Source organism: Agrobacterium sp. 22-221-1, assembly GCF_053522445.1.
Genome location: NZ_JBNWCL010000015.1, coordinates 82419 through 96692, shown reverse-complemented (window position 1 = coordinate 96692; position 14274 = coordinate 82419). Strand labels below are relative to the sequence as shown.

13 protein-coding genes are annotated in these 14274 nt (G+C 61.5%); 6 read left to right on the top strand and 7 right to left on the bottom strand.

The window, feature by feature from the left end:
* Window positions 1-70 precede the first annotated feature (70 nt).
* A complete protein-coding gene (locus ACQZ5N_RS20380; RefSeq protein WP_448733932.1) occupies window positions 71-2365 on the top strand; it encodes a hypothetical protein in 2295 nt (764 codons plus the stop codon).
* Between the two features lie 322 nt (window positions 2366-2687).
* On the opposite strand, the gene rpoH is transcribed toward ACQZ5N_RS20380, so the two are convergent.
* From rpoH to ACQZ5N_RS20365, 3 genes are all read right to left on the bottom strand, one after another.
* A complete protein-coding gene (rpoH, locus tag ACQZ5N_RS20375) occupies window positions 2688-3590 on the bottom strand; it encodes an RNA polymerase sigma factor RpoH (RefSeq protein WP_003522581.1) in 903 nt (300 codons plus the stop codon).
* 166 nt (window positions 3591-3756) lie between these two features.
* On the bottom strand, window positions 3757-4581 hold the full coding sequence (locus ACQZ5N_RS20370) for a class I SAM-dependent methyltransferase (protein WP_448733931.1): 825 nt from the start codon (window positions 4579-4581) through the stop codon (window positions 3757-3759).
* Window positions 4582-4855: 274 nt separating this feature from the next.
* Entirely contained in the window at window positions 4856-5878 is a 1023-nt protein-coding gene (locus tag ACQZ5N_RS20365; RefSeq protein ID WP_035259711.1) for an RluA family pseudouridine synthase, read from the bottom strand.
* A gap of 38 nt (window positions 5879-5916) precedes the next feature.
* Between ACQZ5N_RS20365 and ACQZ5N_RS20360 the strand changes: the two genes are divergently transcribed.
* Together ACQZ5N_RS20360 and ACQZ5N_RS20355 are read left to right on the top strand one after the other, a co-directional pair.
* On the top strand, window positions 5917-6309 hold the full coding sequence (locus ACQZ5N_RS20360) for a hypothetical protein (RefSeq protein ID WP_269830169.1): 393 nt from the start codon (window positions 5917-5919) through the stop codon (window positions 6307-6309).
* Window positions 6299-7153: a TrmH family RNA methyltransferase gene (locus ACQZ5N_RS20355; RefSeq protein ID WP_448733930.1), complete on the top strand. Its 855-nt coding sequence runs from the start codon at window positions 6299-6301 to the stop codon at window positions 7151-7153. Before ACQZ5N_RS20360 ends, ACQZ5N_RS20355 begins: the two co-directional genes overlap by 11 nt.
* Window positions 7154-7371: 218 nt before the next feature.
* Here ACQZ5N_RS20355 and ACQZ5N_RS20350 read toward each other — a convergent pair whose 3' ends face one another.
* Together ACQZ5N_RS20350 and ACQZ5N_RS20345 are read right to left on the bottom strand one after the other, a co-directional pair.
* On the bottom strand, window positions 7372-8601 hold the full coding sequence (locus ACQZ5N_RS20350; RefSeq protein WP_448733929.1) for a hypothetical protein: 1230 nt from the start codon (window positions 8599-8601) through the stop codon (window positions 7372-7374).
* 272 nt (window positions 8602-8873) lie between these two features.
* Window positions 8874-9470 carry a DUF1134 domain-containing protein gene (locus tag ACQZ5N_RS20345; protein ID WP_003522931.1) on the bottom strand — a complete coding sequence of 199 codons (597 nt, stop codon included), beginning with the start codon at window positions 9468-9470 and terminating at the stop codon, window positions 8874-8876.
* A 251-nt stretch (window positions 9471-9721) separates the two neighbouring features.
* On the opposite strand from ACQZ5N_RS20345, the gene chpT reads away from it, so the two are divergent.
* The 3 genes from chpT (at window position 9722) to ACQZ5N_RS20330 (ending at window position 12243) form a co-directional block, all read left to right on the top strand.
* Window positions 9722-10369: a histidine phosphotransferase ChpT gene (gene chpT / locus ACQZ5N_RS20340; protein WP_003522930.1), complete on the top strand. Its 648-nt coding sequence runs from the start codon at window positions 9722-9724 to the stop codon at window positions 10367-10369.
* 85 nt (window positions 10370-10454) lie between these two features.
* Window positions 10455-10982: a GNAT family N-acetyltransferase gene (locus ACQZ5N_RS20335; RefSeq protein ID WP_448733928.1), complete on the top strand. Its 528-nt coding sequence runs from the start codon at window positions 10455-10457 to the stop codon at window positions 10980-10982.
* Between the two features lie 214 nt (window positions 10983-11196).
* Window positions 11197-12243, top strand: a complete 1047-nt coding sequence (locus ACQZ5N_RS20330; protein ID WP_448733927.1) for an alpha/beta hydrolase family protein — start codon at window positions 11197-11199, stop codon at window positions 12241-12243.
* A gap of 51 nt (window positions 12244-12294) precedes the next feature.
* On the opposite strand, the gene ACQZ5N_RS20325 is transcribed toward ACQZ5N_RS20330, so the two are convergent.
* Complete coding sequence (locus tag ACQZ5N_RS20325; RefSeq protein ID WP_448733926.1) at window positions 12295-12810, bottom strand: GNAT family N-acetyltransferase; 516 nt, start codon at window positions 12808-12810, stop codon at window positions 12295-12297.
* A 290-nt stretch (window positions 12811-13100) separates the two neighbouring features.
* Window positions 13101-13805 carry a response regulator transcription factor CtrA gene (gene ctrA, locus ACQZ5N_RS20320; RefSeq protein ID WP_003522926.1) on the bottom strand — a complete coding sequence of 235 codons (705 nt, stop codon included), beginning with the start codon at window positions 13803-13805 and terminating at the stop codon, window positions 13101-13103.
* Window positions 13806-14274: the final 469 nt, after the last annotated feature.

The following is a 14274-nucleotide window of genomic DNA, read 5'->3' as shown; positions in this document are numbered from 1 at the left end:
TGTCCTCGGCGATCTAGATTCATAAACCATATCGGGCCGGTACGTCGCCGGTCACGACGAGAAAGTGCTTATGGCGGATTTTGTAGCAGTCATTCGCAAGGCCGTGGATGGCTTGGCGAACAATACTCCCGAAAACCGGGCGAAGGTTTACGACAAGGCGCGCAGTGCGGTTGTGCGCCAACTCGAGAATATGAAGCCACGTCCGCCGGAAGAATTGTTGCGCCGGCAGATCGCCAAGCTGGACGCCGCCATAGCCGAGGTGGACAGCGAATATGCCGAGGCGCTTCCGGCGCTGGAGGAAGATGACGCTGTCTCTCCCGCTGCAGAAGAGACGGCGGCATCCTATTACCAGCAGGATGCTGCCGACGAAGACGAGGCCCGCGCCGCCGAGCTGGCAGAGGATACCGACGGGGAAGAGGCGCGGCACGAGCCGGCCTACGAAGAGCCCGCATCCGCTGAACCCGCGCAATCGGAGCCGGTTTACGAAGACGCGGCCGAAGAGGAAGAGCCCCGGCACGCTGACACCGCTGCCGATGAGGAGCAGCATCACGGCGACCGCGAGCCGGAAGAGCTTTATGATGCGCCGGAAACGGTTCATGCCGCTCCCGCCCCGGCACACGGCTCCGACGAAGCCGTCGGCACCTATTTCACACGGGCGGATGAAGAGCCGGCTCACCAGCCGGAGCCTGAAACGGCGCTCGGCGCTGCCGATGATTCCGTTCCCTCCCATTGGGCGCAGCCGGTGGATGAGGATGACTGGCGCAAGCTCGATGAAGCGCAGGACGACGATGTGCGTCCGGCCGCCGAGGAATATGAAGAGGTTCGCAACGAGACCGACGAACGTCCGCTCGTTGCCGGTTATGCCGCGCAGCATTACCAGGAGCCGGAAGTAAGTTTCGAGCCCGCCCCTTACGAAAAGGATGAGCGGCGCGAGGCGGACGACCATTTCGGCCCCGCCGCCGTGGAGCATGCTCCGGCGTTTGGCGGTCGGCACGATTTTGACGACCATCGCCAGCCGGAAGAGCAGGCTCCGAAAAAGGCGGCCGTGGTCGAGGATTTCTCGTCCTATTTCCAGGATGCGGATATTGCCATTCCCGCCAAGGACGCGCCGGCGCTGCCGCGCGCGGATAACGATCTCTTCGGCGATCAGGCAGCGGCAAAGGACAATAAGGAACGCACGCCCTGGGACGATCTGGACGAGCTGATCGGTTATGACGGCGCGTCGTCCTCCACCCGTCAGGCTTCGGGCGAAACGAATGGCGCGGGCGCTGCCGCCGCAACGCCCGCCTATATGGTCAAGAAGAAGCCGCGCCGCAATTATGCGTCGCTGGTTCTGGCCCTTGTCGGCGTGGCGCTGCTTGCCGGCGGCGGTTATGCCGTGTGGATGAACCGCGATGCGCTGAACGATATGGTCGGCGGGCTGGTCAGCTCCGCACAGAACGGCGGCACCAGCCAGACGGCTTCGAACGGCACGGGTGAGGCGCAGACCTCGACACCGCCGGCGGCCCAGCAGCCGCCCGCCACGGGGCAGCAGCCGACAACCCCGACCAACCATCAGACCCCGACCCATGGCGATGACGGCTCCGTCACCGGCACCAAGTTCACCCAGCGGCTTCTGGCCGACGGCACCGAGCGTGACGAGGGACCTGCCGCCGGTGCGAACGGCCAGCCGGTCACCGCCGAAGGCCAGTCGGTCTATGAGCAGAATGTCGCGCCGCCGCCTGCGGGCGAGGCTCCGGCCAATAATGCCGGTGCGCCCGCCGGAACGCCTGCCGGCACGCCGCCGGCGCAGCAGCCTGCCGCCGCTGCCGGCGACCGCATGTTCCTTTATGAGGAAGTGCTGGGCCAGACGGTGCCGACCGCCATTCAGGGCAGCGTTTCCTGGTCGCTGCAGCAGGAAAATGACGGTGAGGGCAAACCTTCTCCGACCGTGCAGGGCCAGATCACCGTTCCCGGCCGTGGCCTCAGCGCGCTGATCACCTTCAAGCGCAATACCGATCCGTCGCTGCCGGCCAGCCATCTGATCGAGATCGTCTTCTCGGTTTCGCCCGGCTTCGAAGGTGGCGCTATCGACAGCGTCCAGCGCATCGCGATGAAGAGCACCGAGCAGGATCGCGGCAACGCGCTGATCGCGGTTCCGGCCAAGATCACCGACGATTTCCACATGATCGCGCTCAACGACTTCCCGGATGCGATGAAGACCAATCTGGAGCTTCTGAAGAGCCGCAACTGGATCGACATCCCGGTTTCCTACCGCAACGGCCGGCGTGCGCTGCTGACCCTGCAAAAGGGCAATGACGGCATCGCCGCCTTCGACAAGGCGCTCAGCGAATGGGCGGCGGCAACGCCGGCGACCGGGCAGTGATGGTTATGGGGGCGTTCCACCGATAGCTCGCCCCCTCATCGCCTCGCTGCGCTCCGGCACTTCTCCCCGGCGGGGAGAAGAATTTGCCGCGCCCTATCGACCTATAAAAAGCCTTACCCGAAGTCTCATGCGGAACGAGACGGTTCCCCAGCTTCTTCTCCCCGCCGGGGAGAAGTGCCGGAGCGCAGCGAGGCGATGAGGGGGCAACGCCTGCTGTTTTGCGCAGCCGCGCTGTTCCCTCAAAGAAAAACCCGCAGACCTTGCGATCTGCGGGCTCAACGAGCGGATAGCTCAATCCAGAACTAAGACGGCCACTTCGGCCTTAAGCATCCACCACGCGCAGCGCACGCGCAGCTTCCAGCGCTTCCTTCTGCACCGCTTCCTGCACCTTCTCAAAGGCGCGAACCTCGATCTGGCGCACGCGTTCGCGGCTGATGTCGAACTCGGAGGAAAGTTCCTCCAGCGTCACCGGGTCTTCAGCAAGCCGGCGGGCTTCGAAGATGCGACGTTCGCGGTCGTTCAGCACGCCCATGGCTTTCGCCAGCATGCGACGGCGGGTTTCCAGTTCGTCCTGTTCGATCAGCACGTCTTCCTGGCTGTCATGGTCGTCCACCAGCCAGTCCTGCCATTGGCCGGACTCGCCTTCGGACGCCTTGATCGGCGCATTCAGCGAGGCGTCGCCATGCAGGCGGCGGTTCATCGAGATGACTTCTTCTTCCGACACCTGAAGCTTGGTGGCGATTTCCTTGACATGCTCCGGCTTCAGATCGCCATCGTCGATTGCCTGGATGCGGCCTTTCAGCCGGCGCAGGTTGAAGAACAGGCGCTTCTGGTTGGCGGTCGTGCCCATCTTCACCAGCGACCACGAGCGCAGGATATATTCCTGGATCGAGGCCTTGATCCACCACATGGCATAGGTGGCGAGGCGGAAACCGCGCTCCGGATCGAATTTCTTCACCGCCTGCATCAGGCCGACATTGCCTTCGGAGACGACTTCGCCGATCGGCAGGCCGTAACCGCGGTAACCCATGGCGATCTTGGCGACGAGACGCAGGTGGCTGGTGACGAGTTTATGCGCGGCGTCGCGGTCGCCATGCTCGGCATAACGCTTGCCAAGCATGTATTCTTCCTGCGGCTCCAGCATCGGAAATTTGCGGATTTCGTCGAGATATCTATTGAGACCGGCTTCGCCGGCTGTAATCGTAGGCAAACTATTGCGGGCCATAAAGCACCCCCTTATCTATGGTCTGGAACGGCACCCTCTTTGATCGGCGACTGACCCGCCGGAGGCACACCGTAAGCTGCGGGTCGTTACCGACCCCGCACGAACCCATGTGACAGATATGTACGCGCCCGCCGCGTTTCAAGCGAACGCTGCGTTCACACATGCGTTATGTTCCAGTGACACCTTCTTTGACCTGTTTAACTTTCGAACGGTAGATTCGTTCCGAAAAACCGCCAAGGCCGGAGCGCACCATCAGCTCATACATCACCCGCCTGCGCATGGGATTGTGCAGGCGCACCACCTTCGAGCCGAGGAACTGCGTCTCCACATGGGCAAGCGCCTGCAGATCGGGATCGGCGGCAATCGCGTCCGCATAGGTCGCGTGAAATTCCCGGCGGCAGACATAGGTTTTGTATTTCGTCATGCCGAAGCAGACGAGGCTGTGGCCATGGGTGCGCAGGAAATCGGCGACGCCCACCGTCACTTCCGGCCAGGCGGGGTTGAAGGTGTCGTCGAAGACGATCACGCCATGCGGCGCGATCACCTCCATCGCCAGTTTCGCATCGGCCAGCACGTGGTGCAGGTTGTGGCCGCCATCGATGCTGAAGAAGCGGGCGGGGCCGATGCGGGAGGTGATGTCGGCGGGCGCCAGCTGCGTGCTGTCGCCCCTGATGATCAGGTCTTCATCCATGGCGAAACCCAGCCGTCGGCCGTTTTCCATCAGGCGTTCATATTGGTCGAGGCTGCCATCTTCGGGCGGATCGAGATCGAAGAGATCGACACCCAGCACCTTTTCCTGCCTCCCGGCGAATTTACGCAGCAGGAAATAGGAGCGGCCGTAATAAACGCCGATTTCCGCCATGCCGCCATGGAGGCCGCTTTTCGTCTGGGCCTGCAACAGCGCCTTGAAGACGAGCGCATCGGGCGGGTCGATATAGCCTTCGACGCTGCGCAACTCCTGAAAGATAAACCGGCGGTCTTCGATATTCATGCGATAGATCCCGTCATCATGCCGGTTCCGTTCGGGGGCGGATCGAACGAATGGCGTCCCTGCGGCTTTATTTGGCAGGCTTGAAATCGGCACGGTTTAACGGCGGCGATTTCAGGCTTTGCGGGGCCGAGGAGGTGCGACGATTGAAGCGAAATTGGGGCGGTCTATAAAAAGGACCGACTGCGGAATATCGCTATCCGCTAATCTTTTTTTATTATCCGGGGCTTCCGGCGAAATGCATGGCGCAGTTTTTTTGACCGCGCCATGCAGGTTTTCAGCCACGCAATGCGGCGGTCAGCGCTTCCATGTCATCCGGCAGGTCGGTTTCGAATTCCATCACCTCGCCGGTGCGCGGATGTTCGAAAGCGAGCAGATAGGCATGCAGGGCCTGGCGCGGAAAGCCGCGAACGGTGCTCTTTGCCGGTTCTTCGAGAAGGTTCGCCTTGGTGCGGAAGGCCGCGCCATATTCGGGATCGCCGATCAGCGGATGGCCGATATGGGCCATGTGAACGCGGATCTGGTGGGTGCGGCCGGTTTCCAGCCGGCATTCCACCATGGAGGCGAGGCAGGTGGCGTCCGGCCGCTCATGGTAACGTTCCATCACCTCGTAATGGGTGATCGCCTCGCGGGCATCGTCCGAATCCTCGTGCTTGACGGCGCGTTTGGTGCGGTCGGCGCTGCGGCCGAGCGCTGCATCGATGGTGCCGCGCAGGGTGCGCGGGCGTCCCCAGACAACGGCCTTGTAGGCGCGCTCCAGCGGCCCGGTGCGGCCATGGTCGGCAAATTGCGCGGCGAGATGGCGGTGTGCATTGTCGTTCTTCGCCACGACCATGACACCGGAGGTTTCCTTGTCCAGCCGGTGCACGATGCCCGGCCGCCTGACGCCGCCAATGCCGGAGAGGCTGTCGCCGCAATGGTGGATGAGGGCGTTGACCAGCGTGCCGGTCCAGTTGCCGGCGCCCGGATGCACGACGAGACCGGCGGGCTTGATGAGCACGATCAGGTCTTCATCCTCATATTCCACGTCGAGCGGAATGTCCTCGCCCTTGGGTTCCGGGTCTTCCGGCTCGGGCATGACGATTTCGATGCGGTCCTTGGGATGCACCTTCTTTTTCGGCTCCGTCACCGGCTGGCCGTTGATGGAGACCGCGCCCTGCTCGATCAGCGCTTTCAGCCGGCTGCGGGAGAAGTCGCCGCCCACTTCGCCTGCCAGCCATGAATCGAGGCGGCCTTCGGCGTTTTCCCCGGCAATCAGGACTTTCCTTGCGTCTCCGCCTTGTTTAAAGGGGTCGTTCATTCTTATTTTTCCGATCCATCAGCATTTCAGGGAACCCGATGACGCAGATCGAGCAAGACGAACAGGAAGACAAGCCGCTTGATCCGGCCATGGAAAAAGTTCGCCGCAAGATGATCCGTTTGCAGATCGTGTCGGGCTCCGTGATGTTTATCAGCCTTATGGCCGTCTTCGGTGCGGTTGTCTACAAGGCGATGGGGCCGTCGAAGGCCGTCCAGACGCAGAGCGAAGCGCCGAACCTCGCCGTTCCCACCGGTAACGGGCCGGTTGCCGTCACCGCCAGCCTGCCGCAGGGCTTCACGATCGACAATGTCAGCTATTCCGGCGGCGACATGCTGTTTTACGGGCGGCTCGCGAACGGCACCCGCAAGGCGCTGGTCTTCAACGTCGCGGCCGGCCGGTTCCTCGCCGATGTGACGGTCGATGGCCAGTAAGGCCAATAAGCTGCTGGATGGGCGGGCGCTGATCCCGGTCGAGGACCCGGCCGATCCGCGCATCGCCGCCTTTCGCGATATTCGCGAGCGCGACCTGACCGGGCGTCAGGGCCGCTTCATTGCCGAAGGCACGGTGGTGCTGCGCATGCTGGCCGCCGCCCATAAAGCGGGCGGCGCCTTTGCGGCCGAGAGCATCCTCATCCTCAGAAACCGGCTTTCGGGCGTCGCGGATATCCTTGCCGATTTCCTGCCGGATGTGCCGGTTTATGTGGCTGAAGCGCCGGTGCTGGATGGCATTGTCGGTTTTCACCTGCATCGCGGTATTCTGGCGCTTGGGCGGCGGGTTCAGGATCGCGGACTGGAAGAGATGACGGCGGTACTTCCCGCCTCTTCGCTGGTGCTTGTGGGTTGCGGCATTTCCAATCACGATAATCTGGGGGCGATGTTCCGCAATGCGGCGGCGTTTTATGCCGATGCGGTGCTGCTGGACGAGACGTGCTGCGATCCGCTTTATCGCAAGGCACTCAGGGTGTCAGTCGGTTCGGTCCTGTCCGTTCCCTATCATCGCGGCGGCGGCGCAGTGGAGATGCTGGAGCGGCTCTCGGAGGCCGGGTTTGCGATCTGGAGCCTTTCGCCCAATGGCGAGACCGAGATTCGCGATATTCCCCGATCCGAGCGCATGGCGCTGGTGATCGGCACGGAAGGCGAGGGGCTGCCGCAATCGGTGCTCTCGCGGTTCCATACGGCGCGGATTGCGCAATCGCCGCAGCTGGATAGCTTGAATGCGGGGACGGCTTCGGGGCTGGCGCTTTATCAGATGGCGGGGGTTATGGGGCGGGTGTGATGCCGAGGCGTATGCGGCTTCACCCCCCTCTGTCCTGCCGGACATCTCCCCCTCAAGGGGGGAGATCAGCTGGGAGCTAACGCTCGCTCATTCGCAACGTTAGAGTTGGGCTGAAGAGTGCCGCATATCGATCTCCCCCCTTGAGGGGGAGATGCCCGGCAGGGCAGAGGGGGGTAAGCCGCACACTCAACGCGGGGTAAACCACACCCACCGCGGACCTAATGTTCCCGCTTCTCCATCACCACCTTCGCCCGTTTCGCAAGGCTCTCCCGCCCCGATGAGCCGGAGGCCTTGGCGAGCAGCCCCGGAATGGGCGATTTCTCGCCCTCCTGCGCGGCCGTGAGCGCGATCATCTCGGCGGCGATCCTTGCGATTTCGCGGCGGATGGGTTCGTCATTGCCGGTGCCGCGCACGTTCAGCAGGCGTTCAGTGAGCGCGGTGCCCTGATTGCGGATATCCTCGATTTCCTGCTCCAGACCTTGCGACGCCGCTGGCCCCGTCACGACCGGGGGGGCTGGCTCCTCTGCGGCCACCGCCGGTGCCGCCTCTTCTTCGGCGGCGGGTGCGGTTTCGAGCGCGGCGGCTGGGGCATGGGCCGCGGGTTGCGATGGGCTAACCGTTTTCTCGACCGGCACGGCCGGGTTCGGCAGGCGGATGATCATGTCATTGGCGCGGCCGCCGGTTGCGGCAAGCTGTTCCTTGAGGCGGGCGACTTCTTGGTTGCGCAGCGTCAGCATCGTGTCGAGATCGGCATTTTTCGCCATGACGGTCGCGACCTGTTCCTCAAGCCGGGTGACCTTGCGGCTTTCGCGCGCAACCGCCGTCATCGCCTCCTTGTTGCGGGCCGCCACATCCTGCAATTCGCGGGTCGCGGTCTCGCCTTCCTTGCGGAAACGCGTGGCGCTCTGCTTGGCCTGCTCGGCCTCCAGATCGCGGGTGGCGGCGAGGATTTTCGAATCATCCAGCTCGCGCGTCAGATTGGTGAGGCGCGCGGTGAGATCGGACATCTGGCCGGCGCGCTCGTTGGCGGCCTGCTCCTGTTGTGCGAGGTTCGCCTGTACGGCGCCGGCGTGTTCTTCGGCGGCATCGAGGGCCGCGCGCAATTCGCCGATTTCCAGCGTCAGCTCCTCGATTTTCAGGGAGAAGCTGCGGTTCTGCTCGCCCAGCCGATAGGCATCGCTGGAGGCGGCCTCGTTGGCGAGACGCAGCGAGGTGTTCTTTTCCCGTTCCGTATCCAGTTCCTGGCGGACTTTGGCGTTTTCGGCGGCGTAGAGCGCACGCGCCATGTCCTTCTGGGCGCGCACTTCCTGCGGGCTGATGGGCATCGTCGCGCGTATGCGGTTTTCCGTATAGGCGACGATGCGGCGGTGGATCGCGGGTGCGATCAGCAGGGCCAGCAGGGTTGCGGTGAGAAAACCCAATCCGAAGAGAATGGCATATTCGATCACGCGGGACAGTCTCCGAAACTCAGATACGCGCGCATTCGGAAAGAGGGGCGCGAAAGCACGTTACGCTATTATTGCAACCGTGGGGAGGGGTCTCCCGGCAATTGTACAGGCGGTGTCGGCGCCGCTTGTTTCTTCTCCCCGCGGGGGAGAAGTCCGCGGCAGCGGGATGAGGGGGCAAGGGTGGTGAGATACGGTAACGGTGCCCCCTCATCCGACCCTTCGGGCCACCTTCTCCCCGCCGGGGAGAAGAAAGACGCGGCACCCTCGCATAATCAGAAGGGGTTCCAGGTCGGCTGCTGGGTGAGCTTCAGGTAACCGACATTGATGCCGAGGCGTGCGCCGATGCCGGTGCGGATGGGGGCAAGCGTTACGTCGCTGCTCTTCAGATAGGTCATGCCGACGCCGGCGACGATGAAGGCGGAGCCGCTCACACCGCCGTAACGGCGGTAAAGCGCATCGACGGAGGGCAGGTTGTAAACCAGCATCATGGCGCGGGTGCCTTGGCCGCCATAATCGAGGCCGAGGGAGGGACCCTGCCAGAAGACGGGGTGCTGGCCGGCATTCTTGGTGTAAAGCGTGCCTTCGCCATAGGTGAGGCCCGCGACGAAGGCGCCGGAGCCTTCCTGACCGAGAATGTAACCGTTTGGAAGACCGTATTGCTGGAAGGCGCGCTCCACCACCTTGGCAAGACCGCCGGTGGTTTCACCGAAGAATCCGTGGCCTGCATCCACGACTTCCTGGAAAGAATATTGATCGCTGTTCTGGGCCGCGGCCGGTGCGACCCATATCAGGAGGCTCGCAAGGAGCGCGACAATTTTTCCCAGTCCGAGGCGTGCAATGGTGCGGGTTTTCGTAAGGCGCATCGTCATGTCCGTCCGTCTGTTTCGTTAGCGCATCGGTTCGAAAATCCGAATCGGTTTTCGAAAGGGCCGATGCGCAGAGTCAAAGTTCTACAGCATGTTTCGCGCATCCTTGCGGATACACGGGGCTCCAGTGTGGCCTGTTAAGGCATTTGGCATTTTGAAACCATCCTATTAACAATCGGTTTACCAAATATGGTGTCATTATGGCTTAACAATTTCCACACCGTCCGCGCCTCCCTTGCGCAGGAGAGAATTTTATGACCAGCAAACTCAATATCACGCTGTCCGGTCCCGATCTGGCGGCTCTTCTGTGCAGCCGTGTGTGCCATGATGTGATTTCTCCTGTCGGCGCCATCAATAACGGCCTCGAACTCTTGGACGAGGGCGGCACGGATGACGATGCGCTCGATCTCATCCGCACGTCAGCCCTTAACGCATCCGTGCGGCTGAAGTTCGCCCGCCTTGCTTTCGGCGCTTCCGGCTCCGCCGGCGCGTCCATCGACACCGGCGAGGCCGAAAAAGCCGCCCAGGATTTCGCCGCCGCCGAAAAGAAGGCGGAGGTGAGCTGGAACGGCCCGCGCGCCATCGTTGCGAAGAATCGTGTCAAACTTCTGCTCAATCTCTTCCTCGTGGCTTATGGCGCCATTCCGCGCGGCGGCAATGTGGATGTGCTGCTGGAAAGCCCCGACGGCGACGCCAGGTTCGAAATCACCGTCAAGGGCCGGATGATGCGCGTGCCGGCCAAGTTCGTGGAAATTTACGAGGGCAGGCTGGAAGAGGCGGTCGACGCCCATTCCGTTCAGCCCTATTACACGCTGCTTCTGGCCGAGGAGGCCAATATGGCGGTGGAATACAAGGTGCATGACGACCGCATCGTGTTTACCGCCAAGACGGTTGCCGAGTGACCGTTCAATCGCCGATCTGAATTTGTGAAAGGGCCGGGACCGCGTCTGCCGACGCGCCGGCCTTTTTCGTTTGGGGAGCATGTTCATGACACGTCTGACAACCGCTCGCCTTGTCCTGCGGCCGCATGCCATCGCGGATGAAGCGCTTTATCGCGCCTTCTGGGGCGCGGATGTTCCGCAGATCGAAGGGGTCGTATCGATTGCGCCGCTGGACCCGGAACTCGCCTTCGCCCGGCTTTTGCGTTTTCTGGGCCATTGGTCCGCTTTCGGCTTCGGCCCCTTTGTGGTGGAAGAGCTTGCCACGGGGCGCATCGTGGGCGAGGTGGGTTTTGCCCATATGCGCCGTGGCAACGGTGAGGATTTCGACGCCGTGCCCGAGGCGATGTGGAAAATCGACGGGGCGCTGGCGGGCAAGGGTGTCGCGACCGAGGCGGTGGACGCGGCGCTGCGATGGTTCGATGATCGCGGGATTTCCCAGCGGACCGTCTGCATGATCAATCCGCTCAACAGCCCGTCGCTGGCCATAGCCGCCCGATTCGGCTTCCGGCCATTTCGCGATACGGCGTTCCGCGACAGCCCCGTTCGGCTTTTCGAGCGGATCGCGGATATCTAGAGCATTTCCAGTAAAAGTGCGAAGCGGTTTTACGTCCGGAAAATGCGTGAAAACAAAGAGGCAGAGCATTTCCAGTAAGAGTGTGACGCGGGTTTCTCCAGCGCCCGGTGTTGCTGTCTCCAATCGCGTTTCAGGACGACCTGAAACCTGTTCGAGGTCTCGGCGGGCGGCGGATTGAACCAGGAGTTGGTCCATATCAACTCCGGAGTGTTCCATGCGCTATCTTCTTCTGGCGGCCATCGTCATTTTTTCCACTGTCCAGTCCGCAACGGCGGAAAGCGGCATCGGTTTTAAACAGATCGAATTGCCGGATGAGGCCGGTTCGAGAACGCTAGCCGTTTCATTGTGGTACCCGGCCGCACCGTCGGGCAAAAGCGAGATCGTCGGCGAAAATGCCGCCTTTTACGGCCTTGAGGTTCAACCGGGCGCTTCCCTTCTTGCCGGTTCACGTCCTCTCATATTGCTGTCGCACGGTTTCGGCGGAAGCTGGCGCAATCTGAACTGGATTGCCGGTGAGCTTGTTCGGGAAGGTTATGTCGTGGCCGCCCCGGATCACGGCGGCGAATCGTTCACCGAAGAAAATGCGACCGAGATCGTTCCATTGTGGGAACGGCCGCGCGACATCAGCAGAACGCTGACCGCATTGCTCGGCGATGACCGATTCGCCGGCAGGATCGACGCGACGCGCATCGCCGTAATCGGCCATTCCCTCGGCGGCTGGACCGCAATGGAACTGGTTGGCGCGCGATACAGCGCCGATCTTGCCCTGAAGGACTGCAAAGGAGAAAAACGCCCGCCGCAATGCAAGGCTCCGCGGCTGCTCGCCAAAGTCGGGGTTGTCGGTGACGGCAGAGCCGATCCGCGTCTTTCGATGGATTTGAAGGATACCCGCATCCGCGCCGCCATCGCGCTGGATCTCGGGCCGGCCGCCGGTTTCCTGCCGGAGACGCTGCAAGCCGTCGGCGTGCCGGTTCTGGTTCTGGCCGCGGGTGTGGAGACACCAGAGATCGCCGCCATCAAGGCCGATTCCGACTATATTGCCCGGCATCTGCCAAAGGCGACGACTGTTTATCGGGAAATACCGGATGCCAGCCATTTCAGCTTCATGCAGATTTGCAGGCCGAACGGCGAAAAGATCGTGGAGGAGCTTTCACCGGGCGAAGGTTTCGTCTGCCGGGATGGCGGCGGCAGGGACCGCGCGGCCATCCATGCGCAGATCGCGCAGGTGATCCTCGGCTTTCTGAAAGCGGAAATGCGTTAGGTCGGGTTTTCCGGACGCCTCGTGGCCGGATGGTCCTGAGGCGTCCCTTTTTCAAACGGCGCTTACCGGATGGTGCCGATAAACGAGATCTTCGGGATCGGAACGGGGTGCCGCCGGGTCGAGCCTGCCGCCGATTCGTTCGGCGACGGCCGCGGATTTGCGGTTCTGCGGCGAGACGTAGCTGACAAGCGTTGGCAGGTTCAGGGTCTTGAAGGCCCAGTCGCGCAGCGCCGAGGCGGCTTCCGCCGCATAGCCGCGCCCTTCATGGCCTTCGTAGAGCAGCCAGCCCAGTTCCTTTTCCGGAAACAGCGGACCGTGATTGATGCCGACCTGGCCGACACATTGTCCCGTTTCGCCAAGCTCGATCATCAGCGCGCCATGGCCGAAAAAGTACCAGTTGGCCTGATCGTGGCAGAACACGCCCCATGTCGAGGGCAGGTCGTAAGGACCGCCGACACCGATGGAGCGCAATGACGTCATGAAATCTCGATAGGCGGGAAAGTCTGTGATCATCAGCGGGCGCAAAGTCAGGCGTTCGGTCTTGAGGGTAGGGATAGGGTGGTTCATGTGCCGTCATCCTTTTGCGGCGCGTAGCCTAGCTCTTCTTCCCTCATTCCTGTGCTTGTCACAGGAATCTAGCCAGCCCAAGTCTTTGGGCTGAAAAGAGTCTCTCGCTGCGCAGACGCGCATCGGCTGGATTCCTGTGACAAGCACAGGAATGAGGGAGTATCCATGCGCCGGAATATGATCGTGTGTCGTGATATGCCAATGACACCGTTACCTGCGACCTTGAAATCGCAACAAAAAACCCGCCGTTTCCAGCGGGTCTTTTAAAAACTGTCCTGTTCCGGAATGGATCAGGCGGTTTCGAGGAATTCCGTCGCGCCATCCGGCTCGCGCAGAACATAGCCGCGGCCCCAGACGGTTTCGATGTAGTTTGCGCCGCCGGCGGCGTTTGCGAGCTTCTTGCGCAGCTTGCAGATGAAGACGTCGATGATCTTCAGTTCCGGCTCGTCCATGCCGCCATAGAGGTGGTTCAGGAACATTTCCTTGGTCAGCGTCGTGCCCTTGCGCAGCGAAAGCAGCTCGAGCATCTGATATTCCTTGCCGGTCAGGTGAACGCGCTGGCCGCCCACTTCAACCGTCTTGGCATCGAGATTGACGATCAGCTCGCCGGTGGCGATAACCGACTGTGCATGGCCCTTGGAACGGCGGACGATGGCGTGAATGCGGGCAACAAGCTCGTCCTTGTGGAACGGCTTCGTCATGTAATCGTCTGCGCCGAAGCCGAGGCCGCGAACCTTGTCCTCGATGCCGGCCATGCCGGACAGGATGAGGATTGGCGTCTTGACCTTGGAGAGGCGAAGCGTTCTCAGAACCTCGTAACCCGACATGTCGGGCAGGTTGAGGTCGAGAAGAATAATGTCGTAATCATAGAGCTTGCCGAGGTCCACGCCTTCCTCACCGAGGTCGGTCGTGTAGACGTTAAAGCTCTCCGACTTGAGCATCAGTTCAATGCTCTGCGCTGTCGCGCTGTCGTCTTCAATAAGTAGAACCCGCATAATTATCCCCTTTGCCGCCCGCGAACCGGTAAATCATTGCCTCGCGCGATGCGGATCCAGACGTTGCCTGATTTGCAGGCTGCCACCAAATGGTTAACAAATTCTAATTGCCTTTGGCAAGGTGTATCGAATTTATTAAGCAAAGTAGGCATTTCGCTGTTTTTGCACGTGAATCCACCATCGCCAAAATTGAAGCTTAACGTGAGGAAATCCCGTTAAGTGATTCAATCGACTCTTACATCGTCGGGTCCATTTTTTTGGACCTGGCATTTACCGACCCTTAAATGATCGTCGTTATCATTAACGATGCCCGTAAACGAAAGGTTAACGACGGCGGTTTTTTATTAACGTCGGGTAACTTTTGGGAATCATTCCGGGACAGGGGTCAACCCTTACGGAAAAACGGGCGGGTTAAACGGGCCGATCAGGGTGGCATAGTGCCTTTTTGATCCGGGTCTCGCTATCCATG